A 25,276-nucleotide genomic window follows, 5' to 3' on the forward strand; every position below is an offset into this window, starting at 1 on the left:
CCTGCATGACTTCAGGGGACGTGACGACGCAGCACCCGGGTGACACCCCGGGCGGGCAGGTGCAGCAGTGGAGCCCGGCCCGCAACCCGACCCGGAGGCCGATGCTGCGCACCGCCCTCACGATCGGCGTCTCCGCCTCAGTGTTCCTCGTGTGCCTCCTGGTCCTGCTGGGCATCCTCGGCCAGCGGCTGACCACACAGACGCTCGTCACCTCCGTGCTCATGGCGATCATCCCGCTGTTCGTCATCGTGCCGACGTTCCTCTGGCTCGACCGCTACGAGGCCGAGCCGGTGCGCTACATCGTCTTCGCGTTCCTCTGGGGCGCGCTCGTCGCGGTCGTCGGCGCCTTCTTCCTCAACACCTTCGGCCTCAAGCTGCTCGTCGAGGCACGCTGGACCGACCCGCTCGAGACCGGCGCCGTGTACCTGGCGCCGATCACGGAGGAGACGCTCAAGGGTCTGGGCATCCTGCTGATCTACCTGCTCCGTCGCCGCGAGTTCGACGGGATCATCGACGGCATCGTCTACGCAGGCCTCATCGGCGCGGGCTTCGCCTTCAGCGAGAACATCCTCTACCTCGGCCAGGCGTACGACGAGTACGGCAGCGAGGGGCTCACGTCGACCTTCCTCGTGCGCGGACTGATGGGACCCTTCGGCCATCCGCTCTTCACGTCGCTCACCGGCATCGGCATCGGCATCGCGGTGACCGCACGCCGTCCGGCCGTCCGTGCGGTCGCGGTTCTCGGAGGCTGGGCCTGCGCGATGCTGCTCCACGGGCTGTGGAACCTGTCGGCCCTCGCGGGCATGGACGGCTTCTTCGAGGCGTACGTGACCTACCAGGTGCCGCTCTTCCTCGCGTTCGTCGGGTTCCTCTTCTGGCTGCGTCGCCGTGAGGGCCGGCTCATCGGCCGCTACCTGTCGCCGTACGCCGATGCCGGCTGGCTCACGCATGCCGAGGTGACGATGTTGTCCCATCTGCGGTTGCGGCGAGCCGCGCGAGCCTGGGCCCGGCAGAACGGTGGCCGTCCGGCGAAGCGCTCGATGGATGCGTTCCAGGACAGTGCGAGCGACCTCGCGCTGCTGCGCTCCCGGCTCGTGCACGGCACGGCGGAGGTCGGGGCGTCGGAGCGCGAGATGGTGCTGCTCGAGGCGATCACGGCACACCGGCGCGACTTCATCGGGTCGCCGGTCACCTGACGTGGGCACCGTGTCCCGGATGCCTATCATTGGACGGCGCCCGCATCGGGCGACCGGCCCCTGTAGCTCAGCGGATAGAGCAAGAGCCTTCTAATCTCTTGGTCGCAGGTTCGAGTCCTGCCGGGGGCGCTGGGCGAAGGGGCGCTGGGCGAAGCAGGCTGTGAAGCCGCAGCGGAGCAAGGCGCGACAGCCCACTCGCTCCCGCCCAGGAGCGCTCGCGCCGCACACGGCATACGTCGCCGTGGACGGGAATCGTCTTCGCTCCACGGTTGTTCGATCATCGCCACGTATGCCGTCGCCGCTCTTCCGCGGACCGGATCCGGTCCGCGGGTGGCACGGTCAGATCACGACTCGGGGTATGTCGTGCACACGCGCCGCCTTTCGGTTTGGTTGTGTGCGCGCGACACGAAAGGATTGCGGCGTGGCAGGTGATTCAGGGGTGGGCAATGCCCGTCTCCTCGCGACGGTCCAGACCCTTCGGTCTGCCGTGTCCGACGCCACCCTTCCGCTCGACCTACCGAGCGCACGCGCTGCCCGGCTGACGCGCAGCCGGCTGCTCGACCAGCTCGACGACTACGTCATCCCTCGGCTCACGTCGCTCGACGCACCGCTGCTGGCCGTCGTCGGTGGCTCGACCGGTGCCGGCAAGTCGACTCTGGTCAACTCCGTCGTCGGCCGCGAGGTCACGCTGCCGGGTGTGCTCCGCCCGACGACCCGGTCGCCGGTCCTCGTGCACCACCCCTCCGACGCGGCGTGGTTCTCCGGGCAACGCATCCTGCCGGGGCTCGCCCGGATCACCGGTCGGCACTCGTCGTCGGACGGTCCTGGGGCTGTGCGCCTCGTGTCGACCGACGAGGTCGCTGCGGGCCTGGCGCTGCTCGACGCACCCGACATCGACAGCGTCGTCGAGGCCAACCGCGATCTCGCGACCCAGCTCCTTGCCGCGGCTGACCTGTGGATCTTCGTCACGACGGCCGCGCGCTACGCCGACGCCGTGCCGTGGGAGCTGTTGCGCGAGGCGTCGGAGCGCGGCACGGCCGTGGCGGTCGTCCTCGATCGCGTGCCGCCCGGCGCGGTTGACGAGATCCGCACGCACCTGGCGACGATGCTGCGCGAGCAGGGTCTCGACCAGGCCCCGATCTTCACCGTGGTCGAGTCGGAGCTCAGCGACGGGTTGCTCCCCGCCGACCAGACCGAACGCCTGCGTGGTTGGCTCGCGGCGCTCGCAGGTGACGCGCAGGCGCGCGCCGACGTCGTCCGCCAGACGTTGCAGGGTGCGCTGGTGTCGCTCGACGCGCGCACCCGGTCGCTCGTTGCGGCCACGGAGGACCAGACGGCGGCGGGGGAGTCGCTCGTCGACGTGGCGCGCACGGCATACGACGACGCCGCGACGCGGGTGCACGAGGGCATGGTCGACGGCACGCTGCTGCGCGGCGAGGTGCTCGCTCGCTGGCAGGAGTTCGTCGGCACGGGAGAGTTCTTCCGGCAGGTCGAGTCGACCGTGTCGCGGGTGCGTGACCGCTTCACCTCGTTCCTCAAGGGCGAGCCGGCGCGGGCCGACCACCTCGGGGAGGCACTGCAGTCCGGTGTCGAGTCGCTCGTCGTCAACCAGGCCGAGCTCGCGGCGAGCGCCATCGCGCGGGCCTGGCGGACGCTCCCCGGCGGCGACCAGCTGCTCGTCGCTCACCCCGACCTCGTCCGTTCCGGCGCCGACATCGAGTCACGCATCCAGCGTCTTGTCCGCGACTGGCAGGGCGACATCCTGGAGATGGTCCGCGAAGAGGGACGCGACCGCCGCACGACCGCCCGGATCATGGCCTACGGCGTGAACGGCCTCGGCGTCGTCCTCATGCTCGTGACGTTCGCGAGCACCGCCGGCATCACCGGCGCCGAGGTCGGCATCGCCGGGGGCACCGCGGTCGTCGGCCAGAAGCTGCTCGAGGCCGTCTTCGGCGACCAGGCCGTCCGGGAGCTCGCCCGGAAGGCTCGCGAGCAGCTGGTCGTCCGGGTCGACGAGCTGTATGCCGCCGAGCTCGCCCGCTACGAAGGAGCTGTCACGACGTTGAAGGTCGACACCGACCAGACCCAGCAGCTGGCCGCGGCGGCGGCTGCCGTCAGGGCCGCGCGATGAGCCCCGTCCGCATGGGCCGGGCCACGGTGCCGACCGTCTCGGCCGCCGAGCTGGGCACGCGCACCACCGAGCTGTCGATGGCGCTCGTGTCGGGCGCCGACGAGCTGGACCCGTCCGACGTCGAGCTGGCCCGGCGCGCCGTCGACAAGGCGGTCGAGCGATCCAACATCTCCGGCGAGCACACGGTCGTCGCCCTCGCGGGCGCGACGGGCAGCGGCAAGTCCTCGCTCTTCAACGCGTTGGTCGGTGCCGACGTCGCGACGATCGGCGCCCGCCGCCCGACGACCTCGCGCCCCACCGCCGCCATCTGGGGTGACGCTGATGCCTCCGAGCTGCTGGACTGGCTCGGCGTCGAGGCGAGGCACGTCGTCGAGGGGCCTACCGCAGGTGCCGCCGGCGACCGACCCCGAGAGGTCGTGGGGTCGCTCGACGGGCTCGTCCTTCTCGACCTGCCCGACTTCGACTCGCGCGAGGTGTCCCACCGCCGCGAGGCCGAGCGCGTCCTCGAGCTCGTCGACGTCTTCGTCTGGGTGACCGACCCGCAGAAGTACGCCGACGCGCGGCTCCATGACGAGTTCGTCAGCCTCATGTCGCAGCACGACGCCGTGACCCTGGGCGTGCTCAACCAGTCCGACCGCCTCACCGCGGAGGGCCTCAAGACCCTGACGAAGGACTTCAGGAAGCTGCTCGTCGCCGACGGCGTCACCGACGCCACCGTGCTTGCGACGTCCGCGGTCACCGGTGACGGCGTGCCGGAACTGACCCAGCGTCTCGCCAACGCCGTTGCGGGACATGCCGCTTCGCGTCAGCGACTCAAGGCCGACATCGTCGGGGTCGCGTCGCGGTTGCGCCGTGGTGTCGCGGACTCGGAGGCCGACGTGGGCAAGCTCGAGCGCTCCCGGCTCGACGCGGCCCTGGCCCGGGCGGCGGGCGTGCCGATCGTGCTCGACGCCGTGGCGCGCGACTACCGCCGTGAGGCCTTCGCGCACACCGGGTGGCTCTTCGCGCGGTGGACCAAGGGCTTCGCGGCCGATCCGCTCCGACGGTTGCGCCTCGACCGCACGGGTGGCCGCCCGCCGATCCCCGTCGCGATCGACGGCGCCGACGTGCGCGCCGTCCTCGGCCGAACGTCGATCCCGGCCCCGAGCGTCTCGACCGCGTCGGCGGTCGACCTCGCGACACGTACCTTCGTGCGGCACGCATCCGACGACCTTCCGGTGCGCTGGGCGCAGGCCGTCGAGGAGGCCGTCGACGGCGGAGAGGGCACCCTCGGTGACGCCCTCGACCGAGCCATCATCGGCACCTCGCTCCGGGCCCGCCGGCCGGTGTGGTGGTTCGTCGTCAACCTTCTCCAGTGGGTGCTCGGCCTGGTCGCCCTTGTCGGGCTCGCCTGGTATGCCGTGCTCTGGGTCTTCGCGCTGCTGCAGCTGCCGCGGCCCGAGACACCGGCCGTCGGCATCCTGCCCTTCCCGCTCGTCATGCTCATCGCAGGCCTGCTGCTCGGGGTCGGGCTCGGCATCGTGTCTCGCTGGTGGGCGAGGGTCGGCGCCCGTCACCGGCGGACCGTCATCGGCAAGCGGCTCTCCGAGTCCGTCGCGGCGGTGGCCGACGAGCACATCCTCATCCCGATCGACGAGGTTCTCGTCCGTCACCGGGAGACGCGCGAGCACCTCGAGGCCGCAGCAGGCTGACAACCTGCGGGCGGCGCAGCGGTGCGGGGGAGCGTCCCGCGTCCCGTGCGGCTGTCCACATCCCCCGGCGCGGAGCCCGTCGTGTCCACAGCTCGGTGAACCGGGATGTCGGGCGGGGGACGCACCCTCGATGGTGGGTCCAGGCGGCGCGAGGCCGCCGCGGACGCAAGGAGCACCCCCATGAACGAGACCCGTATCACCGTGCACGGCAACGTCGTCAGTGAGCCCGTCGAGAGGCAAGGCCGCAACGGCAGCGTCTTCACGACCTTCCGCATCGCCACGACGCCCTACCGGCGCACGGCCGACGGTCGCTACCTCGACGGCGACACGAGCTTCTACAGCGTCATCGCCTTCAACGCGCTCGCCGCCAACGCAGCCGCGGCGCTGCGCAAGGGGCACCCGGTCATCGTCGAGGGGAACGTCGCGATCAAGCAGTACGTCGGCAGCGACGGCCAGCCCCGGCTGTCGCCCGAGATCGACGCCGACCACATCGGCCACGACCTGTCGTGGGGCCGAGCGACCTTCGAGCGGGTGAGCCGCGCCGCCGCGCTCGGCCAGGACCGCACCGCCGACCCCGACGTCCAGGCGACCCTTCGGGCCCTGTCCGACGGTGACGCGGAGGGTGCGTCCCAGCGGCCGGCCCACGTGGACGCCGACGGCGTCGTCGACGACGACTACGACCCCGATGGCGACGGCAGCGAGACCGCGCGCACGGGCGGCGACGAGGTGCTCGCGACGGGCGACCCCGAGACCGACGACTACGAGGTCGTCGCGCCGTTCTCCGCCTGACGCGTCATGAGGTCGTGCCGCCACCCACCGCAGGGCAGGAGGGGCGAGCCGGGGCCGAGGACGCCGATTCGGTGACGCGCTCGCTGGCCGATAGCCTCTGGACATGGCCGAGTACATCTACACCATGACCCGAGCGCGCAAGGCGCACAACGAGAAGGTCATCCTCGACGACGTCTCGATGTCGTTCTACCCCGGCGCGAAGATCGGCATGGTCGGCCCCAACGGCGCCGGCAAGTCGACGATCCTCAAGATCATGGCCGGACTCGACCAGCCGAGCAACGGCGAGGCGCGGCTCGCGGCCGGCGCGACGGTCGGCATCCTTCTCCAGGAGCCGCCGCTCAACGAGGAGAAGACCGTTCTCGGCAATGTCGAGGAGGGCGCTGGCGAGATCAAGGCGAAGCTCGACCGCTACAACGAGATCTCCGCCGAGATGGCCAACCCCGACGCCGACTACGACGCCCTGCTCAACGAGATGGGCAAGCTGCAGGAGGACATCGACCACGCCGACGCGTGGGACCTCGACAGCCAGCTCGAGCAGGCGATGGACGCGCTGCGCTGCCCGCCGCCGGACTCGCCGGTCACGAACCTCTCGGGTGGTGAGCGCCGCCGCGTCGCCCTCTGCAAGCTGCTGCTGCAGAAGCCCGACCTGCTGCTGCTCGACGAGCCGACCAACCACCTCGACGCGGAGTCCGTGCAGTGGCTCGAGCAGCACCTCGAGTCCTACCCGGGTGCCGTCATCGCCGTCACCCACGACCGTTACTTCCTCGACAACGTCGCCCAGTGGATCGCCGAGGTCGACCGCGGACGTCTGTACCCCTACGAGGGCAACTACTCGACCTACCTCGAGAAGAAGTCCGAGCGGTTGACGATCCAGGGCAAGAAGGACGCCAAACTGGCGAAGCGCCTCAAGACCGAGCTCGAGTGGGTGCGCAGCAACGCCAAGGGCCGTCAGGTCAAGAGCAAGGCGCGCCTGGCCCGCTACGAGGAGATGGCGGCCGAGGCCGAGCGCACCCGCAAGCTCGATTTCGAGGAGCTGCAGATCCCGCCAGGCCCGCGTCTCGGCTCGACTGTCATCGAGGTCAAGAACCTCAAGAAGGGCTTCGGCGACCGCGTTCTCATCGACAACCTGTCGTTCTCACTGCCGCGCAACGGCATCGTCGGCGTCATCGGGCCCAACGGTGTCGGCAAGTCCACGCTCTTCAAGACGATCGTCGGCTTCGAGGAGCCGGACGGCGGCGAGGTCAAGATCGGCGACACGGTCACGATCTCCTACGTCGACCAGGGTCGCGAGGGCCTCGACCCGAAGAAGAACCTGTGGGAGATCGTGTCCGACGGGCTCGACCACATGAAGGTCGGCAACGTCGAGATCCCCTCCCGCGCCTACGTGTCTCAGTTCGGCTTCAAGGGCCCCGACCAGCAGAAGCTCTCCGGCGTGCTGTCCGGTGGTGAGCGCAACCGCCTCAACCTCGCGCTGACGCTGAAGCAGGGCGGCAACCTCCTCCTGCTCGACGAGCCGACCAACGACCTCGACGTCGAGACCCTCGGCTCGCTGGAGAACGCCCTGCTCGAGTTCTCGGGCTGCGCCGTGGTCATCTCGCACGACCGCTGGTTCCTCGACCGCGTGGTGACGCACATCCTTGCCTACGAGGGCACGGAGGAGGACCCCGCCAGGTGGTACTGGTTCGAGGGCAACTTCGAGTCCTACGAGGCCAACAAGGTCGAGCGCCTCGGCCCCGAGGCTGCCCGCCCACACCGCGTCACCTACCGCAAGCTCACGCGCGACTGATCCCGTCGGGCGCTGTCGACCTTCGGCGCCCCGCTCGGGCAGACGGTCGGGCAGACTGACGGGGTGGCCGATGTCGTCATCCACCAGATCACCCCGGATCGTTTCGACGACCTCGCCGGGGTCTTCGGTACCCGCGGCGCCCCGTCGTGGTGCTGGTGCCAGTACTTCCTCACCACGGGGTCGGCCTACACCATGTCGGCGCAGCGCAACCGGGCCGCGCTCCGCTCGCAGGTCGCCTCGGCAAGCGCCCCGGTCGGTCTCGTCGCCTACGGCGACGCGGACGATCCCCGCGGGCCGGTGGGTGACCCGGTGGGCTGGGTCCAGATCGGACCACGCACGACGTTCCCGCGCATCACGGCCAACCGTGACATGAAGCGCCTCGTCGACGACCTCGACGACGACTCCGTCTGGGCCGTCACGTGTTTCGTCGTCAAGGTGGGTCACCGCCGTAGGGGGATCGGTGGTGCCCTGCTCGATGCCGCTGTCGCCGCGGCGCGTGACGCCGGTGCGCGAGCCGTGGTCGGCCACCCCGTCGACGTGGCCGCCCGCACGACGCGGGTGGGTGGTTCGGAGCTCTACCACGGCGCGGCGTCCACGTTCGAACGGTCGGGCTTCCGGGTGGTCGGGCGCACGGGCGCCACCCGTCCGGTCATGCGCCTGGACCTCTGACGCGTCAGGCCCGGTCGCGTCGTCCGGGGCGGGGCCAGGTGCGCCCCAGGGGCACGCATCGGCAGGCTGTGCCTTCAGGCGATGAGCGGCGTGGCGGGCTCGCGGGTCGAGCTGCTCCCGAGGGCGAGCTGCCACGCCTCAGCGAGCCGTTGCCCGACCTCGTCGCTCTCGTCGGCGGGCCGGCAGTACGGCACGCGCACGAAGCGGTCCATCCCCGGGCCGACGCCGAACTGCGTTCCCCGCGCGAGGCGCAGGCCGACGCCCTCAGCCGCTCGCGCCAGCGCGTCGCCGCGTTCGACGGGTAGCTCGCACCAGAGGTTCAACCCTCCCTCCGGCACCCGGAACCGCCAGTCGGGCAGGTACGTGCGCAGCGCGGTCACCATGGCGTCGCGGCGCAGCCTCGCCTCGGCCCGCCGCGCCGCCAGCACCGGCTCGCCCGCGCGCAGCAGCTCGACGAGGACGAGCTGCTCGAGCACCGCGGTGCCGAGGTCGAGGCTGTGGCGCGCCTCGAGGATGGGGGAGACGAGCGGCGCGGGTGCCCGCACCCACCCGACCCGCAGCCCGCCCCAGAAGGTCTTGCCCGCGCTGCCGAGCGTGATCGCGTCTCGCGACGAGGCCGCGAACGGCGCCGGTGGCTGCGTGTCGAGGCCGAGCTCGACGAAGGTCTCGTCGATGATCGGCTGGGTCCGGGCCGTGCGGAGCGCGGTCGCCACCGACATTCGCTCCGCCTCGGTCATGAGCCGGCCGGTGGGGTTCTGGAAGTCGGGAACGAGGTACGCCATGCGGGCGCCACCCTGCCGAAGGGCGAGCTCGAGCGACTCGGCGTCCCAGCCGAGCGGGTCGACCGGGTAGGCGACCGGGCGCAGGCCGGAGCGCCGCACCCCGACGAGCGCGTTCGGGTAGGTCGGCGACTCGACGAGGACGCGGTCGCCCGGGTCGAGCAGGGCGCGCAGCACCGACGACAGCCCGGCATGGGCGCCGCACGTGACGACCACGTGGTTGGGATCGGTCGGGAGTCCTCGGCTCTCGTACCACTCGGCGATCGCCTGACGGGCCTCGAGCAGCCCGTGCGGGTTGTAGCCAGAAGAGGCCAGATGGCGGGGCAGCTCGACGAGGGCGCGCTCGTACGCCGCCGTCACCCCCGAGGCGGCCGGGAGGGCGGCATACGTCAGGTCGATGACGTCGTCGGGCAGGTCGGCGGGCATGAGGCCCGCGCTCGATGTCGCGAGTCCGGACGGGCCGGTCGGCAGGGCGGCCACGCTGCCCGAGCCGCGCCGCGTCACGACGAAGCCCTCCTCGCGCAGGGCCTCGAACGCGCCCCCGACCGTGGTGCGGCTCAGGCCCAGCTCGCTCACGAGCGCCCGCTCGCTCGGTAGGCGGGTGCCGACGAGGACACGGCCGTCGCTGATGAGCCGCCGGATGGCGTCGGCGAGGGACCGGTACGCAGGCCGGGCCAGCGGTTCTGACCCGAGCAGGAGCCCCAAGGACCGGGCGGAGACGGTGCGCATGGGTCCACTGTCGCACGATTGGCTCTCAAAAATCAGTCCAGTCGTGCGCGAAGATGGTCGCCATGAGACGCCACGTGCCCCTCCAGAACCTCACGCCGCTCCAGCAGCTGCGTGCCGGGCGACTGCCCCGCCGAGTCACCCAGCTCCTCCTCGGGCTCACGCTCTACGGCGTCTCGATGGCCATGATGATCCGCTCGACGCTCGGCCTCGACCCCTGGGACGTGTTCCATGCAGGCCTCGTGAACCACGTACCGCTCACCTTCGGGCAGATGACCATCGTCGTGGGGGCGCTCGTGCTCCTGCTCTGGGTGCCGCTTCGCCAGTGGCCGGGTCTGGGCACGGTCGCCAACGTCATCGTCATCGGGCTCGCCGCGGACGCCGGCCTGGCGCTCATCCCCGCCCCCGAGTCGCTGTGGGCGCGGGTGCCGCTGCTGCTCTCCGGTCTCGTGCTCAACGGTGTCGCGGGCGGCCTCTACATCGGCAGCCAGCTCGGCCCCGGCCCGCGGGACGGTCTCATGACCGGGTTCGCTCGGCGGACAGGGCTGTCGATCCGGCTCGTGCGCACGACCATCGAGGTCGTCGTCCTCGCCGTCGGGTGGCTGCTCGGCGGGCCCGTCGGTCTCGGCACCGTGCTGTATGCCGTCTCGATCGGGCCCTTGGTCCAGTTCTTCCTGCCCCGCCTGACGATCGAGCTCGAGCCGGCTCCGACCGAGCCGAGACCGCTCGTCGCGTCAGCCGCCTCCTGAGCCGGCGCGGGCAGCGCTCACGCTTCGTGCGTGGCGGCGACGAGGCGCAGCGCCAGCGCCGCGTTCGTCGCACCGATCTCGGCCGGGGTGCGCCGGATCGTGGGGGAGTACCAGCGCGCCACGTCGACGACGATCGAGAGCAGGGCCAGGGCCGTGTCGGCGCTGTCGTCGACGGTGAACGTGCCGTCGGCCACGCCGCGGTCGAGGACGTCGCGCACGAGGGAGTCCATCTCCTTGCGCAGGGCGAGGACCTCGGCGTGGTGCTCGGGCGTCAGGTGGTGGTGCTCGTACTGCACGACGCGAGCCACCTGGTACTGCTCGACATGCCACTCGGAGAAGCGGCTCATGACCTTGGCGAGCTGGTCGGCGGGCGTCGGGCCGTCGGCGATCGCGCCGCGGAGCAGCTGCAGTGCCGACTCGTGCCCGCTGCGGCTGAGGTTGAAGAGCAGCTCCTCCTTGGAGCCGAAGTGCACGTAGACCCCGGCCGGTGAGAGCCCCGCGCCCGACGCGATGTCGCGCGTCGTCGTCGCGTGGAAGCCCTTGTCGGCGAACGCGTGGGCCGCTGCCTGCATCAGCCGCTCGACGGTGGAGGCGTCCGGATCGGAGGTCGGGGCGCTCGGCGGCGGCGGGGTCGTGGTGGGCTGCGGCACGTTGACAGCATGCCGCAGCGGAGTCAGACTAAGCAAGCGCTTAGTTACCGAGCGGTACAGGCGCGTCGTAACCGTGAGCACGCCGATGGAGGACGCCATGCCCCGCAACATCTACGACGAGGACCATGAGGCGATGCGCGCGTCGGCGCGCGAGTTCGTCGCCCGCACGCTCGCTCCGCGTGCGGAGGAGATGATCCAGCTGAAGTCCATCCCGCGGGACATCTGGGCCGAGGCGGGCAAGCAGGGCTTCTTCGGCTTCGACATCCCCGAGGAGTTCGGCGGTGCGGGCGTCGACGACTACCGCTTCAACGCCATCGTCGCCGAGGAGATGTCGCGCTTCAACGCGGCGACGAGCTCGTGCTTCGGCATCCACTCCGATGTGTGCCCGCCCTACATCGTCGACCTCGGCACCGCGGAGCAGCAGCAGCGCTGGCTGCCCGGGATGGCGAGCGGCGAGCTCATCTGCGCGATCGCGATGACCGAGCCCTCGGGCGGCTCCGACCTCGCGGCCCTCAAGACCACGGCCGTGCGCGACGGCGACTCCTGGGTGCTCAACGGCTCGAAGACGTTCATCACCAATGGCTACCAGGCCGACCTCGTCATCGTCGCGGCCCGCACGGACCCGTCGAAGGGTGCCAAGGGCATCACCTTGTTCATGGTCGAGCGCGGCATGGAGGGCTTCAACAACGGGCGCAAGCTCGACAAGGTCGGCATGGACGAGTCGGACACGGCGGAGCTGTTCTTCGACAACGTCCGTGTGCCCGACGAGAACCGTCTCGGCGAGGAGGGCATGGGCTTCATCGCGATGATGCAGCGCCTGCCGCAGGAGCGCATCGGTGCTGCCGTCTCGAACGTCGCGCACGCGAAGGCGATCCTCGAGGAGACCATCCAGTACGCGAAGGACCGCAAGGCCTTCGGCCAGCCGATCGGCGCCTTCCAGCACAACAAGTTCCTCATGGCCGAGCTCGTCACCAAGATCGAGGTCGCCGAGGCCTACGTCGACGACTGCGTCGCCGCGCACGCCGAGGGCAAGCTGTCCGCCGTCGACGCCGCGAAGGCCAAGTGGTGGAGCTCCCAGGTGCAGAACGACGTGCTCGACCAGTGCGTGCAGCTGCACGGCGGCTACGGGTTCATGAACGAGTACCGCGTTGCCCGTGCCTGGCGTGACGCGCGCGTGACGAAGATCTGGGCCGGTTCCAACGAGATCATGAAGGAGCTCATCGGCCGGGACCTCGGCTTCTGATGGGAGTGCACGACGGAGCGGTCGCGATCGTCACCGGCGCGAGCCGCGGCATCGGTCTCGGCATCGCCGAGCGCCTCGTCGCCGAGGGCGCGAAGGTCGTCATCACGGCGCGCAGACCCGAGGCGCTCGCCGAGGCTGTCGAGCAGCTCGGTGGCCCCGACAGCGCGCTCGGGATCGCCGGCAACGCGGCCGACGAGGCGCACCAGGACGAGGTGGTGGCCGCGGCCCTTGCCACGTTCGGCGGGCTGCACCTGCTCGTCAACAACACGGGCATCAACCCGGCGTACGGTCCGATGCTCGACACCGGGCTCGACGTCGCCCGCAAGGTGCTCGACGTCAACGTCGTCGCGGCGTTCTCATGGATCAGGAAGGCCGTGGCAGCGGGTCTCGGCGACGAGGCCCACCCGGGTGCCGTCGTGAACCTCGCATCGGTCGCGGGGCAGGGCGCGAGCGGCGTGATCGGGTGGTACGGCGTGTCCAAGGCGGCCCTGATCCACCTGACGACCGAGCTCGGCTACGAGCTCGGTCCCGACGTCCGCGTCAACGCCGTCGCCCCGGCGGTCGTCAAGACGAAGTTCGCCGAAGCGCTCTACGAGGGGCGCGAGGAGAAGGTCGTGCGCGCGTACCCGATGAAACGGCTCGGCCTGCCCGAGGACATCGCAGGTGCGGTGAGCTTCCTGCTGAGCAGCGACGCGTCGTGGATCACCGGCCAGACCCTGACCATCGACGGCGGCGTCACCCTCGGTGGCGCGCTGTAGCCGATCTTCTTGTGTGACAGAGTCGTTCACCCTTGTCGTATGCCGTCCGGCCCCGTGCACGCGCACGGGGCCGGACGCATGCCGGGCCGAGTTTGACAGCAGTTAGGTGACGCTTACTAAGGTGAGCCTTACCTAATGCCATCTCGGGCACTGTCCGCAGGGATGGCCAGGCCCCCGTCACCGACAGAGAGACCTCGTCATCGTGTCCCGCCTCAGAAGCGCCCTCGCGACCGCAGCCGCTGCGGTCCTCGTCCTCACCGGCTGCACCACCGGCCCGACCGGTGGCAGTGCCGCCCGGACTCCGGTCGGCAGCGCCGCAGGGGCCGCGGGCGCCGACCCCGCGGCATACCCCGTCACCCTGAAGGACGCCTTCGGCACAGCCACCATCACCAAGGAGCCCCAGCGCGTCGTGACGCTCGGCTGGTCCGACGCCGACCACGTCGCCGCCCTCGGCGTCGCGCCGGTGGGGGCCCCGAAGGTCACGTGGGGCGGTAACAAGAACCTCTCGACGGACTGGTTCGACAAGCAGCTCGCGACCTTCGGTGGTGCCCAGCCCACCCGCTTCGACGACGCCGACGGCAACCCGATCGAGGAGATCGCGAAGCTCCAGCCGGACCTCATCCTCGCCACGAACTCCGGCATCACGAAGGACGAGTACGCCAAGCTCTCGAAGCTCGCACCTGTCGTGGCCTACCCCAAGGTGGCCTACGGCACGCCGTGGCAGGAGTCGCTCGAGACCATCGGCAAGGCGCTGGGCCGCACGAAGCAGGCCGAGCAGGTCGAGGCGAAGACCGTCGGCGCCCTCGACGCCGCCAAGGCGAAGTACCCGCAGCTCGCCGGCAAGACCTTCATCTACGGCTACATCGCGCCGACCGACCTGTCGCAGATCGGCTTCTACACGCCGAGCGACCTGCGCCCGCAGATGCTCACCGAGCTCGGGATGAAGAACGCGCCGTTCGTCGAGGAGCGGGCCAAGGGCTCCAAGGAGTTCTACCTGAGCGTCAGCGCCGAGCAGGCCGGGGCGCTGAAGTCCGACGTCTTCCTCACCTACATCACCGAGGACTCCGAGGTCGGTGTCATGACGAAGGACCCGCTCATCGGCCAGGTGCCCGCGATCAGGTCGGGCGCGCTCGTGGCGACCAAGGACCAGAAGGTGGGCCTGACGATGAGCTCCCCGACGCCCCTGTCCATCCCGTACATGACCGAGCTGTTCGTGCCGCTCGTCGCGGCCGCGGTGGACAAGGCCGACGCCGCCTGATGACCGAGACGCAGACCGCCGACGGGGCGGGTGGGACGGCTCCGGCCGCACCCACCCGTGCGGTCGTCGGGGCGAGCCCGCGGCGCCCGGACGGGCGTGCGCGTCGACGCACCCCGCTGCTCACCGCAGCCCTCGTCGTCGTGCTCGCTGCAGCACTCGTCGCCTCGATCACCCTGGGATCCAAGGCGATCGGCCTCGGCGACGTGGTGCAGGTGCTGACGGGGCACGGCGAGGGCGTGGCAGACCGCGGCATCATCGAGGCCCGGCTGGCCCGGACGGCCGTGGGCCTCCTCGTCGGCGCGGCCCTGGCCGTCGCCGGCGCCGCGATGCAGGGCCTGACGCGCAACCCGCTCGCCGACCCCGGGCTGCTCGGCGTCAACGCCGGCGCCGCGCTCGCCGTCGTCGTGGCGATCGCGGTCTTCGGCGTCGGGTCGCTCACCGGCTACGTCTGGTGGGCCATGGCCGGCGCCGGCGTCGCGGCGGTGCTCGTCCACGCCCTCGCCGGTCTCGCCGGAGGCGGCGTGACCCCACTTCGCCTCACGCTCGCCGGCGCGGCCGTGACAGCCGGCCTCGCGAGCTGGTCGTCCGGTCTTCTCGTCTCGAGCAAGCAGTCGTTCGACTCGTTCCGCTTCTGGCAGGTCGGCACCATCGGCGGTCGCGGCCTCGACCTCGTCGGCACGGTGCTGCCGTTCTTCGTCACCGGCCTCGTCGTCGTGCTGCTCGCCGTCCGCCAGCTCAACGCCCTCGCGCTCGGTGACGACCTCGCGCGCGGGCTCGGCGAGAACGTCGTCCTCGCCCGTGCCACCGTCGCCGTCGGGGTCGCTGTGCTGTGTGGTGCCTCGACCGCTCTCGCCGGACCGATCGGGTTCCTCGGGCTCGTCGTGCCGCACGTGGCGCGGTTCGTCGTCGGACCGGACCACCGCCGGATCATCCCGGTGTGCCTCGTCGCAGGGCCGACGCTTCTCCTCGCCGCCGACGTCGTCGGCCGCCTCGTCGCACACCCGAGCGAGGTCCAGGCCGGCATCATGACCGCCGTCGTCGGCGTCCCCTTCTTCGTCGTGCTCGTGCGACGGGGACGGATGGCGAGCCTGTGACCACCGACCTCGCCCTGCGTCCCGGGCCCCCTCCCACCGACCGGGCCTCGGCCGACACCGGCGACCTCGCGCGCGTCGTCCGAGCCCGGCGCCGGCCTCTCCGCCGGGTCCGGCTCGTCATCGCCGGGCTGGCCGTCGCGACGCTCGGCGCCGTGCTCGTCCGTGTCCTGCTCGGCGACTACGTCGTCGCGCTCGCCGACCTCGTGCCGATCCTTCGCGGCGAGACGCTGCCCAACGCCCCGGGCGCCTCCTTCATCGTCATGGAGGCCAAGCTCCCGCGGGCCCTCGTCGGCGCGATCGCCGGCATGGCCTTCGGCGCGTCCGGCGCGATGTTCCAGACGACGCTGCGCAACCCGCTTGCGAGCCCCGACATCATCGGCATCAGCCTCGGTGCCTCAGCGGCGGCCGTCATCGCGCTCACCTTCCTCGACGCCCAGGGCATCTGGCTGCCCGCTGCGGCGCTGGCCGGAGCGCTCGCCGTGAGCCTGCTCATGTATGCCGTGGGCCGGGGGACTCTGGTCGCCGGCCAGCGCATGGTCCTCGTCGGCATCGGCATCGCCGCCCTCCTCTCGAGCGTCATCCAGTTCGTCATGACGCGCACGTCGATCCAGGACGCGCAGGCCGCTCTCGTGTGGCTCACCGGCAGCCTCGCCCGGGCCACGTGGCCCGTCATCGGGCTGCTCGCCCTCGCCGTGCTCGTGCTCGCTCCGCTCCTCGCCGTGTGTGCCCGATGGATGCGGCTGGCCGAGCTCGGCGACGACCTGTCGACGACGCTCGGGGCTCCGGCCGGACGCGCGCGCCTCGGGCTCGTCGTCGCCGTCGCGCTCGCGGCAGTGGCCACGAGCGCGACGGGCCCGATCGCGTTCGTGGCGTTCCTCGCCGGCCCCATCGCCCGGCGCCTCTGCGGCGGCCGCCCGTCGCTGTGGGCCGCCGCGCTCGTCGGGGCCGTCATCGTCGTCGTCTCCGACTTCGCGGGCGACTACCTCATTCCCGACGTCAACCTCCCGGTCGGCGTCGTCACGGGTGCCCTGGGCACCCCCCTCATGATCGCGGTCATCATCACCGCGGGCCGAGCCGGAAAGGCGTGACATGAGCTCCACGACCCTGCGCCCCGCCACCATCGCCGCGCAGGCGGCCCACGCGCTCGACGCGGCCGAGGCGGCCCAGGCCCTCGACCCGACGTCCGGGACGGCATCCCAGCGCCGTGACGTCCCCCCGCAGCAGGACGCGCCCGCCCTGCGCGCTCGCGGGCTCACCCTCTCCTACGACGGCCGGCGCGTCGTCGAGGGCCTTGACCTCGACGTGCCCGCCGGCAAGGTGACGGTCGTCGTCGGACCCAATGGATGCGGCAAGTCGACGGTCCTTCGTGGCCTGTCACGGCTGCTCCGGCCGACGGAGGGCCACGTGCACCTGGCGTCGACCGACAGCCACGACGACGTGTGGTCGCTCCGGCCGAAGGAGTTCGCGCGCCGGGTCGCCCTGCTGCCGCAGAGCCCGCCGCTGCCCGAGGGCATCACCGTCGTCGACCTCGTCGGGCGTGGGCGCCACCCGCACCACACGCTCGTGCGCCGGTGGTCGGCCGCCGACGACGCGGCCGTCATGGAGGCCATGCGCGCCACCGGCACGGTCGGGCTCGCCGAACGGCACGTCGAGGAGCTCTCGGGCGGCCAACGCCAGCGCGTCTGGATCGCGCTGACGCTCGCGCAGCAGACCGACATCGTGCTGCTCGACGAGCCGACGACGTACCTCGACGTCGCGCACCAGATCGACGTGCTCGACCTGCTGCGTGACCTCAACCGCACCCAGGGCACGACGGTCGTCATGGTGCTGCACGACCTCAACCTCGCGGCGCGATACGCCGACCACGTCGTCGCCATGCGCGACGGGCGTCTCGTCGGCAGCGGCGCACCGGCCGACCTCGTCGACGAGGACTTCGTCGCCCGCGTCTTCGGTCTGGGCAGCCGCGTCATCGCCGACCCCGTGACGGGCGCACCGCTCGTCGTGCCGACCTCGACCCACCAGCAGACCGGAGCCCCCGCATGACCACGACTGCCGTCAATCCTGTCCTGCTGCTGACCGCTGTGGTGCGCCGCGTCGAGCGGCTCAGCCCGTCGTTCGTGCGAGTCCGGCTGGGCGGTGAGGGGTTCGAGCACCTCGGCCCCGAGGGGCCGACGCTCGACCAGCGCGTCAAGCTCGTCGTCCCCTCGACCGGTCACCCCGTGCCGACCCACCGCATCGACCCCGACAACTGGTATGCCGGATGGCTCGCCCTGCCCGAGGAGGAACGCGGGCACGTGCGCACCTACACGGCCCGCGCGGTCGAGGGGGAGGGCGAGGACCGCCAGCTCGTCGTCGACTTCGTCCTGCACGGCCCGGACGACCACGGTGGCGCTGCCGCCGGTCCCGCCGGCATGTGGGCGGCGAACGCCATCGTGGGCGACGAGATCGGGTTGCTCGCTCCCCGCCGCGGACACGAGCGGGGTTTCGGCGGCATCGAGTTCTCGCCGGGCTCGGCCCGGCGGATCGTTCTCGTCGCCGACGAGACGGCCCTGCCCGCGCTCGCCTCCATCGTCGAGACCCTGCCCCAGGGCATGGAGGGTGTCGCGGTCATCGAGGTGCCGGACGCCACCGACTTCCTCGACGTGCGCGTCCCCGCCGGCATCGAGGCGCACTGGGTCGCGCGCGGTCACCGGCAGCGCGGTGAGCAGACGATCGCGCTCCTGCGCGAGTGCCTGCGGCTCGACACGGACGGCCGCGGCGTCGCACAGCTGTCGTCGCTGGGCCTCGCCGCCGACGTGGACGAGGACGTGTGGGAGACGCCGGTCTACAGCTCGTCCGGCGACGACGTGACGGCGTCGCACGACGCGGCAGCCCGGCTCGGTCCGGAGGACACGTACGCGTGGGTCGCCGGAGACTCCGACACCGTCAAGGCCTGTCGCCGCCTCCTCGTCGGCGAGGGCCGCATGCCGCGCCACCAGGTCGCCTTCATGGGCTACTGGAAGCAGGGTCGCGCAAGCTGATCCCGGTGGGCGGCGGGCACCCGGCGTCTCGGGGGAGCCGGGTGGCCCGTGTCCGCGCCCCGGGCCGGACCGACCCGGTTCGTCCCGGCCGCGCCGTGAGCGGGTACGGGGGCGGAGGCACCGCTCAGCGGGCCCCGGCGGGCCGACCGGCATACGACCCGTGTTGCGCCCCATGGGGCGGGGCAGGGAAGAATGCGGCGAGCGGCCACAGTCGTCCGCACGTCGCCACGCCGTGGCGCCGCGGCCCGGTGCCGCGACCGACGACGGAAGAAGCTCCATGGAGATCTGGCCCGGCAAGCCCTACCCTCTGGGCGCCACCTACGACGGCACGGGAGTCAACTTCGCCGTCTTCTCGGAGGTTGCCGAGCGGATCGAGCTGTGTCTCGTCGACGACGACCTGAACGAGACGCGCCTCGAGCTTCCGGAGGTCGACGGGTTCGTGTGGCACGGCTACGTGCCGTACGTGCAGCCGGGCCAGCGCTACGGCTTCCGGGTGCACGGCCCCTACGAGCCGCAGGACGGACACCGCTGCAACCCGAGCAAGTTCCTCCTCGACCCGTACGCCAAGGCGATCGACGGCCAGGCCGAGAACGACCAGTCGCTCTACTCGTACACGTTCGGCGACCCCAAGGCCGCGACGACGAAGAAGATCAACACGCAGGACAGCGTGCACCACACGATGCACTCGGTCGTCATCAACCCGTTCTTCGACTGGGGCGACGACCGCCCGCCGCGGCACGAGTACCACGAGACCGTCATCTACGAGGCCCACGTCAAGGGCCTGACGATGCTGCACCCGGAGATCCCGGAGGAGATCCGCGGCACGTACGCCGGTATCGCCCACCCGGCGATGATCACTCATCTGCTCGACCTGGGCATCACGGCGATCGAGCTGATGCCGGTGCACCAGTTCGTCCAGGACGCACCGCTCATCGAGCGTGGCCTGTCGAACTACTGGGGCTACAACACCATCGGCTTCCTCGCCCCGCACAACGGCTACGCCGCCGGTGGGCAGCGCGGGCAGCAGGTCCTCGAGTTCAAGGGAATGGTGCGCGCACTGCACGCAGCGGGCATCGAGGTGATCCTCGACGTCGTCTACAACCACACGGCCGAGGGCAACCACATGGGACCGACGCTCGCGTTCCGCGGGCTCGACAACAACAGCTACTACCGCCTCGTCAGCGACGACCTCAGCCACTACTACGACACGACCGGCACCGGCAACAGCCTCCTCATGCGCAGCCCGCACGTGCTGCAGCTGATCATGGACTCGCTGCGCTACTGGGTGACGGAGATGCACGTCGACGGCTTCCGCTTCGACCTCGCCGCGACACTCGCCCGCCAGTTCCACGAGGTCGACAAGCTGTCGGCGTTCTTCGACCTCATCCAGCAGGACCCCGTCGTCAGCCAGGTCAAGCTCATCGCCGAGCCGTGGGACGTCGGCGAGGGTGGGTACCAGGTCGGCAACTTCCCGCCGCTGTGGACCGAGTGGAACGGCAAGTTCCGTGACACGGTGCGCGACTTCTGGCGCGGCGAGGGCGGTGCACTCGGCGAGTTCGCTTCTCGCTTCACGGGATCCAGCGACCTCTACGAGCACTCCGGGCGCAAGCCGATCGCGTCGATCAACTTCGTCACGGCCCACGACGGCTTCACGCTGCGCGACCTCGTGTCCTACAACGAGAAGCACAACGAGGCCAACGGCGAGGGCAACAACGACGGCGAGAGCCACAACCGCTCGTGGAACTGCGGCGTCGAGGGCCCGACCAACGACCGCGACATCCGCGAGCTGAGGCTGCGCCAGCGGCGCAACTTCCTCACGACGCTGCTGCTCTCGCAGGGCGTGCCGATGCTGCTGCACGGTGACGAGCTCGGCCGCACGCAGGGCGGCAACAACAACGGCTACTGCCAGGACAACGACATCTCGTGGATCCAGTGGATCCTCGACGAGGACGACCAGAAGCTGCTGACCTTCACGCAGTCCCTCGTGAAGCTGCGCCGCGAGCACCCGGTGTTCCGCCGCCGGCGCTTCTTCGCCGGCAGCCCCGCCCACGGCGGCGAGAGCGAGCTGGGTGACATCGCCTGGTTCATGCCGAACGCAGAGCACATGGACGACGAGGCGTGGAGCAACGGCCAGGCCAAGTCGCTCATGGTCTTCCTCAACGGCTCCGCGATCCCCGAGCCCGACCCTCGCGGCCAGAAGATCTTCGGTGACTCGTTCCTCGTGATCTTCAACGCCTACAGCGAGGCGCTGACCTTCACGCTCCCCGACGAGGAGTACGGCGCGGAGTGGATCCCGGTCATCGACACGGCGCTGCACGAGGTCGAGCCCAACCCGCTCGACCCGACGTGGCAGATCCAGGTGCAGCCGCGCAGCATCGTCGTGCTGCGGTGCCCGCGGGAGGTCGTCTCGCCCATCGTCCCCGGAGTCACGGAGGAGGCCACCGCGTGAGGTACGCCAGCGCACCCGTGTCGATGCACCGGCTCCAGCTCGAGCCGGGCTTCACCCTCGACGACGCGGTCGCGCAGGTCGACCACCTGGCCGCGCTCGGCGTCACCCACCTCTACCTGTCGCCGGTGCTCCAGGCGACGACGGGCTCGAAGCACGGGTACGACGTCATCGACCACGGCCGGATCGCCGAGGGTCTCGGCGGCGGCCCGGCCTTCGACCGCCTCGTGTCGGCTGCTCGGGCGGCCGGTCTCGGCGTCGTCGTCGACGTCGTGCCGAACCACATGACGACCCCGACCCCGCTCTCGCTCAACCGGCCGCTGTGGTCCGTGCTGCGCGAGGGCCGGCAGTCGGCGTACGCCTCGTGGTTCGACGTCGACTGGGACGCGCAGGGCGGGCGCATCCTCATGCCCGTGCTGGGGGCGCCGCTCGACGAGGTGCTCGCCGCGGGGGAGATCACCCTCGCCGAGCACGCGGGGGAGCCGGTCGTGCGCTACTACGACCACGTGTTCCCTCTCGCGGTGGGTCCCGACCACGGTATGCCGCTGGGCGAGCTGCTCGAGGCCCAGCACTACCGCCTCGCGTCCTGGACCACCGGGGACTCCGAGCTGAACTACCGGCGGTTCTTCGACGTGACCTCGCTCATCGCGGTGCGCGTGGAGGACCCCGCCGTGTTCGACGCGACGCACGCCCTGCTCGTGGGCCGCATCCGGGCCGGCGAGATCGACGGCCTGCGGATCGACCACCCGGACGGTCTCGCCGACCCGGAGGGCTACCTCGAGCGGCTCGCGGAGGCGACGGGCGACACGTGGGTGGTCGTCGAGAAGATCCTCGAGGGTGACGAGCCCCTGCCGCACACCTGGCGCTCCGCGGGGACGACCGGTTACGACGCGCTGCTGCGCATCGGCGCCCTGTTCGTCGACCCGGCAGGAGCGGCCCCGCTGGACGACCTGTCGGCCGAGCTGCTCGGCGAGCGGCAGGACCTCGACGCGATAGTGACGGAGTCGAAGCGCTGGGTCGTGCAGGTCATGCTCGCCACCGAGGTCAACCGGCTCATGCGGCTCGTCGCGCGGGCGCGGCCAGACCTCGACCGGGCGGCGGCGCGCGAGGTGCTCGAGGCGATGCTCGTGGGGATGGACCGCTACCGCGTGTACGTCCGGCCCGGCCACCCCCGCCTGGGGACGGAGACCGAGCCGCTGGAGGTGGCCGCGCACGAGGGGGCCGGCGCTCGCTACGAGGCCCTCGACCGCGCATGCGTCGAGGGCCTCGTCGACCTCGCGCTGGGCAAGGGCGACGTCGCCGACTCGGAGGCGCGCGACGAGTTCGTCGTCCGGTTCCAGCAGACGTGCGGTCCTGCGATGGCGAAGGCCGTCGAGGACACCGCCTTCTACCGTTACGTCCGGCTCGTCGGGCTCAACGAGGTCGGGGGTGACCCGCGCCGGGTGGGACTCGCGACGCAGGACTTCCACCGGTTCGCGGGGGATCTCCTCGGCGCCTGGCCGCAGTCCATGACCACGCTCTCGACCCATGACACCAAGCGGGCGGAGGATGTGCGGGCCCGGCTCTTCGTCCTCGCCGAGCGACCCGAGGCGTGGGCAGGATGGGTGCGCACGGCCCGCGACCTCGCCGCACCGGTGCGGACGGCCGAGCTCGACGTGCTCACCGAGTACTTCCTCTGGCAGACCGTCGTCGGCGCGTGGCCGATCAGCGAGGAGCGGCTGCAGGGCTACGCCCTCAAGGCGATCCGCGAGTCCAAGCTGTACACCCGCTGGACCGAGCCGAACGAGGCCTACGAGGACGCCGTGGCGCAGTTCGTGTCGGGCGTGGTGTCGACGCCCGACGTCGTGGCGCACATCGAGTCGTGGCTCGAGAGCACGCGGGTCGAGACGCGGGCCAACGTGCTGGGGCAGAAGCTCGTGCAGCTGACCATGCCGGGGGTGCCGGACGTCTACCAGGGAACGGATCTCATCGACCTCTCGCTCGTCGACCCCGACAACCGGCGCCTCGTCGACTACGCCGAGCGACGTGCGCGGTTGGCGCGACTCGACGGCGGCGCTGCCCCGGCAGACCTGTCCGACGAGAAGCTGCTCGTCACGACGGCAGCCCTGCGCACTCGCCGCGAGCGGCCCCAGTGCTTCACCGGCGAGGACGCGACCTACGTGCCACTGGCGGCGACCTCCGAGCACGTCGTCGCGTACGGCCGCGGGACGTCCGAGGGCGTCGACGTCGTCACCGTCGTGACGCGGCTCGCCGGTCGGCTGGCTGACGCCGGCGGGTTCGGCGACGCAACGGTGGAGCTGCCGCAGGGACCGTGGTGCGACGTCGTGTCCGCGCGCACCTTCGCCGGTGGGCCCACCCGGATCGCCGACGTCGTCGGGGCTCGTGACCCCGACGGCCAGGCGGCGAAAGGGCGCGGCGGCCTGCCGGTGGCACTGCTCGTCCGGGTACGGCACGACGCATGACGACCGACACGATCCGCGTCTGGGCACCGGCGGCCGCCGCCGTCGATGTGCTCGTCAGCCCGGTGACCGCTGCGGAGCCACACGCGAGGCCCCAGCGGCACGCCATGACCGCAGAGGACGGCGGCTGGTGGGCGTGGACCCCACCGTCGGGGACCACAGGCCCGCTCGACTACTCGTTCGGCCTCGACGGCGGTGAGCCACGACCCGACCCCCGCAGTGCCTGGCAGCCCTACGGCGTTCACGGACCGAGTCGCACGTTCGACGCGGCGGCACACGTGTGGGGTGACGATGCGTGGCCCGGGACCCGTGACGGGCGCGGCGTGCTCGGCGGCGTCGTCTACGAGCTGCACATCGGCACGTTCACGCCGGAGGGCACCTTCGACGCCGCGATCGCCCACCTCGACCACCTCGTCGAGCTCGGTGCCGACGTCGTCGAGGTCATGCCCGTCGCCGCCTTCGGTGGCACGCACGGCTGGGGCTATGACGGCGTCGCGCCGTATGCCGTGCATCAGGCGTACGGCGGTCCCGCCGCCTTCCAGCGTTTCGTCGACGCCTGCCACAGCCGCGGCGTCGCGGTGTGCCTCGACGTCGTCTACAACCACCTCGGCCCGACGGGGAACTACCTCGCGGAGTTCGGTCCCTACTTCACGCCGAGCCACACCACCCCGTGGGGTGATGCCGTCAACCTCGATGCCGACGGCAGCGACGAGGTGCGTCGTTGGGTGGTCGACAACGCGCTGCGCTGGTTCCGCGACTTCCACGTCGACGTGCTGCGCCTCGACGCCGTGCACGCGCTGTACGACAGCTCGGACCGCCATGTACTCGCGCAGCTGTCCGACGAAACGGCCTCTCTCGCAGAGGAGCTCCGTCGGCCGCTTGACCTCGTCGCGGAGAGTGACCTCAACGACCCGGTCATGGTGACGCCCACCTCGGAGGGCGGTCGTGGCATGAGCGCGCAGTGGGACGACGACATCCACCACGCGCTCCACGTCGTCCTGACGGGGGAGACCCAGGGCTACTACGCCGACTTCGCGGGCCGCACCGAGGCCTGGCCCGACGGGGGCCCGATCTCGGTGCTCGCCAAGACGCTGACCGAGGCGTTCCTGCACGACGGGCGCATGTCGACCTTCCGTGGGACGACCTGGGGTGCGCGCGTCGACCCGGAGGTCCGGTCCGGCCACGAGTTCCTCGCCTACCTCCAGACCCACGACCAGGTCGGCAACCGGGCCACCGGTGACCGGATCAGCGACCAGGTCTCTCCCGGGCAGCAGGCCGTCGGAGCAGCGCTCTACCTGCTGTCGCCGTACACACCGATGGTCTTCATGGGGGAGGAGTGGCGCGCGAGCACCCCGTTCACGTTCTTCACCTCGTTCGAGGAGGAGTGGCTCGGCGACGCGGTGCGGTCCGGACGTCGCGCCGAGTTCGCGGCCCACGGCTGGGACGAGGCCGACGTTCCCGACCCGCAGGACCCGGCCACGCGCGCCAGCAGCGTCCTCGACTGGCGCGAGCCGACGGCCCCCGGGCACATCGAGATGCTGCACTTCTACCGCGAGCTGATCCGCGTGCGCCGCACGCAGCCCGACGTCGCCTCGGGTGACCTGCGTGAGACGTCGGTGACGTTCGACGAGGCCGCACAGTGGCTGGTCCTGTCCCGGGGTGCCGTGCACGTCGTCGCCAACTTCGCCGGGCGCGCCCAGGTCGTGCCGTTCGGCCGCGAGGCGCGTCACGTGCTCGCCTCGTGGGGGCGTGCCCCGGTCATCGACGGCCACGGCGTCGGTCTGGACGGCCACGACGTCGCCGTCGTCCGCACGGTCTGACCGCCGGCGGCC

19 protein-coding genes and 1 tRNA gene are annotated in these 25,276 nt (G+C 71.3%); 18 read left to right on the top strand and 2 right to left on the bottom strand.

The window, feature by feature from the left end:
* Positions 1-5 precede the first annotated feature (5 nt).
* From ACFQU3_RS06115 to ACFQU3_RS06145, 7 genes are all read left to right on the top strand, one after another.
* The gene (locus tag ACFQU3_RS06115) at positions 6-1,196 is read left to right on the top strand and encodes a PrsW family intramembrane metalloprotease (protein WP_385907772.1); all 1,191 of its coding nucleotides are present in this window, start codon (positions 6-8) and stop codon (positions 1,194-1,196) included.
* A 56-nt stretch (positions 1,197-1,252) separates the two neighbouring features.
* Positions 1,253-1,325: transfer RNA gene (locus ACFQU3_RS06120), tRNA-Arg, on the top strand.
* Between the two features lie 292 nt (positions 1,326-1,617).
* Positions 1,618-3,327 (top strand): dynamin family protein, encoded by a 1,710-nt coding sequence (locus tag ACFQU3_RS06125; RefSeq protein WP_385907774.1) that lies wholly within the window; start codon positions 1,618-1,620, stop codon positions 3,325-3,327.
* A complete protein-coding gene (locus ACFQU3_RS06130; RefSeq protein WP_385907776.1) occupies positions 3,324-5,018 on the top strand; it encodes a YfjP family GTPase in 1,695 nt (564 codons plus the stop codon). Before ACFQU3_RS06125 ends, ACFQU3_RS06130 begins: the two co-directional genes overlap by 4 nt.
* Before the next feature lie 180 nt (positions 5,019-5,198).
* Complete coding sequence (locus ACFQU3_RS06135) at positions 5,199-5,807, top strand: single-stranded DNA-binding protein (RefSeq protein WP_385907778.1); 609 nt, start codon at positions 5,199-5,201, stop codon at positions 5,805-5,807.
* Positions 5,808-5,910: 103 nt separating this feature from the next.
* Positions 5,911-7,593 (top strand): energy-dependent translational throttle protein EttA, encoded by a 1,683-nt coding sequence (gene ettA, locus ACFQU3_RS06140; protein ID WP_385907780.1) that lies wholly within the window; start codon positions 5,911-5,913, stop codon positions 7,591-7,593.
* 63 nt (positions 7,594-7,656) lie between these two features.
* Entirely contained in the window at positions 7,657-8,262 is a 606-nt protein-coding gene (locus ACFQU3_RS06145; RefSeq protein WP_385907782.1) for a GNAT family N-acetyltransferase, read from the top strand.
* Positions 8,263-8,336: 74 nt separating this feature from the next.
* Here ACFQU3_RS06145 and ACFQU3_RS06150 read toward each other — a convergent pair whose 3' ends face one another.
* Entirely contained in the window at positions 8,337-9,770 is a 1,434-nt protein-coding gene (locus tag ACFQU3_RS06150) for a PLP-dependent aminotransferase family protein (RefSeq protein ID WP_385907784.1), read from the bottom strand.
* A gap of 62 nt (positions 9,771-9,832) precedes the next feature.
* On the opposite strand from ACFQU3_RS06150, the gene ACFQU3_RS06155 reads away from it, so the two are divergent.
* Positions 9,833-10,516, top strand: a complete 684-nt coding sequence (locus ACFQU3_RS06155) for a YitT family protein (protein WP_385907786.1) — start codon at positions 9,833-9,835, stop codon at positions 10,514-10,516.
* Positions 10,517-10,533: 17 nt separating this feature from the next.
* Here the strand turns inward: ACFQU3_RS06155 and ACFQU3_RS06160 are convergent, their stop codons facing one another.
* Positions 10,534-11,166 (bottom strand): TetR/AcrR family transcriptional regulator, encoded by a 633-nt coding sequence (locus ACFQU3_RS06160; protein WP_385907788.1) that lies wholly within the window; start codon positions 11,164-11,166, stop codon positions 10,534-10,536.
* 97 nt (positions 11,167-11,263) lie between these two features.
* Between ACFQU3_RS06160 and ACFQU3_RS06165 the strand changes: the two genes are divergently transcribed.
* The 10 genes from ACFQU3_RS06165 (at position 11,264) to treZ (ending at position 25,264) form a co-directional block, all read left to right on the top strand.
* Positions 11,264-12,409 carry an acyl-CoA dehydrogenase family protein gene (locus ACFQU3_RS06165; protein ID WP_385908282.1) on the top strand — a complete coding sequence of 382 codons (1,146 nt, stop codon included), beginning with the start codon at positions 11,264-11,266 and terminating at the stop codon, positions 12,407-12,409.
* Positions 12,409-13,167 (top strand): SDR family oxidoreductase, encoded by a 759-nt coding sequence (locus tag ACFQU3_RS06170; RefSeq protein ID WP_385907790.1) that lies wholly within the window; start codon positions 12,409-12,411, stop codon positions 13,165-13,167. The genes ACFQU3_RS06165 and ACFQU3_RS06170 overlap by 1 nt, the downstream gene beginning before the upstream one ends.
* Before the next feature lie 202 nt (positions 13,168-13,369).
* Entirely contained in the window at positions 13,370-14,425 is a 1,056-nt protein-coding gene (locus ACFQU3_RS06175) for an iron-siderophore ABC transporter substrate-binding protein (RefSeq protein WP_385907792.1), read from the top strand.
* The gene (locus ACFQU3_RS06180; RefSeq protein ID WP_385907794.1) at positions 14,425-15,519 is read left to right on the top strand and encodes a FecCD family ABC transporter permease; all 1,095 of its coding nucleotides are present in this window, start codon (positions 14,425-14,427) and stop codon (positions 15,517-15,519) included. Before ACFQU3_RS06175 ends, ACFQU3_RS06180 begins: the two co-directional genes overlap by 1 nt.
* On the top strand, positions 15,516-16,607 hold the full coding sequence (locus ACFQU3_RS06185) for a FecCD family ABC transporter permease (protein WP_385907796.1): 1,092 nt from the start codon (positions 15,516-15,518) through the stop codon (positions 16,605-16,607). Before ACFQU3_RS06180 ends, ACFQU3_RS06185 begins: the two co-directional genes overlap by 4 nt.
* Position 16,608: 1 nt before the next feature.
* On the top strand, positions 16,609-17,562 hold the full coding sequence (locus ACFQU3_RS06190) for an ABC transporter ATP-binding protein (RefSeq protein WP_385907798.1): 954 nt from the start codon (positions 16,609-16,611) through the stop codon (positions 17,560-17,562).
* On the top strand, positions 17,559-18,539 hold the full coding sequence (locus ACFQU3_RS06195) for a siderophore-interacting protein (RefSeq protein ID WP_385907800.1): 981 nt from the start codon (positions 17,559-17,561) through the stop codon (positions 18,537-18,539). The genes ACFQU3_RS06190 and ACFQU3_RS06195 overlap by 4 nt, the downstream gene beginning before the upstream one ends.
* A gap of 277 nt (positions 18,540-18,816) precedes the next feature.
* Entirely contained in the window at positions 18,817-20,988 is a 2,172-nt protein-coding gene (gene glgX / locus ACFQU3_RS06200) for a glycogen debranching protein GlgX (protein WP_385907802.1), read from the top strand.
* On the top strand, positions 20,985-23,447 hold the full coding sequence (gene treY / locus ACFQU3_RS06205) for a malto-oligosyltrehalose synthase (protein WP_385907804.1): 2,463 nt from the start codon (positions 20,985-20,987) through the stop codon (positions 23,445-23,447). The genes glgX and treY overlap by 4 nt, the downstream gene beginning before the upstream one ends.
* A complete protein-coding gene (gene treZ / locus ACFQU3_RS06210; RefSeq protein WP_385907806.1) occupies positions 23,444-25,264 on the top strand; it encodes a malto-oligosyltrehalose trehalohydrolase in 1,821 nt (606 codons plus the stop codon). Before treY ends, treZ begins: the two co-directional genes overlap by 4 nt.
* Positions 25,265-25,276 lie beyond the last annotated feature (12 nt).

The sequence above is a fragment of the Terrabacter sp. GCM10028922 genome (genome assembly GCF_042666095.1).
Taxonomy (GTDB): domain Bacteria; phylum Actinomycetota; class Actinomycetes; order Actinomycetales; family Dermatophilaceae; genus Terrabacter.

Excerpts from the sequence above, each read along its gene's own strand:
- treZ (WP_385907806.1), top strand. The coding sequence starts at position 23,444 with ATGACGACCGACACGATCCGCGTCTGGGCACCGGCGGCCGCCGCCGTC.
- ACFQU3_RS06135 (WP_385907778.1), top strand. The coding sequence starts at position 5,199 with ATGAACGAGACCCGTATCACCGTGCACGGCAACGTCGTCAGTGAGCCC.
- ACFQU3_RS06115 (WP_385907772.1), top strand. The coding sequence starts at position 6 with ATGACTTCAGGGGACGTGACGACGCAGCACCCGGGTGACACCCCGGGC.
- ACFQU3_RS06190 (WP_385907798.1), top strand. The coding sequence starts at position 16,609 with ATGAGCTCCACGACCCTGCGCCCCGCCACCATCGCCGCGCAGGCGGCC.
- glgX (WP_385907802.1), top strand. The coding sequence starts at position 18,817 with ATGGAGATCTGGCCCGGCAAGCCCTACCCTCTGGGCGCCACCTACGAC.
- ettA (WP_385907780.1), top strand. The coding sequence starts at position 5,911 with ATGGCCGAGTACATCTACACCATGACCCGAGCGCGCAAGGCGCACAAC.
- ACFQU3_RS06130 (WP_385907776.1), top strand. The coding sequence starts at position 3,324 with ATGAGCCCCGTCCGCATGGGCCGGGCCACGGTGCCGACCGTCTCGGCC.
- ACFQU3_RS06165 (WP_385908282.1), top strand. The coding sequence starts at position 11,264 with ATGCCCCGCAACATCTACGACGAGGACCATGAGGCGATGCGCGCGTCG.
- ACFQU3_RS06195 (WP_385907800.1), top strand. The coding sequence starts at position 17,559 with ATGACCACGACTGCCGTCAATCCTGTCCTGCTGCTGACCGCTGTGGTG.
- ACFQU3_RS06180 (WP_385907794.1), top strand. The coding sequence starts at position 14,425 with ATGACCGAGACGCAGACCGCCGACGGGGCGGGTGGGACGGCTCCGGCC.
- ACFQU3_RS06150 (WP_385907784.1), bottom strand. The coding sequence starts at position 9,770 with ATGCGCACCGTCTCCGCCCGGTCCTTGGGGCTCCTGCTCGGGTCAGAA.
- ACFQU3_RS06155 (WP_385907786.1), top strand. The coding sequence starts at position 9,833 with ATGAGACGCCACGTGCCCCTCCAGAACCTCACGCCGCTCCAGCAGCTG.
- ACFQU3_RS06170 (WP_385907790.1), top strand. The coding sequence starts at position 12,409 with ATGGGAGTGCACGACGGAGCGGTCGCGATCGTCACCGGCGCGAGCCGC.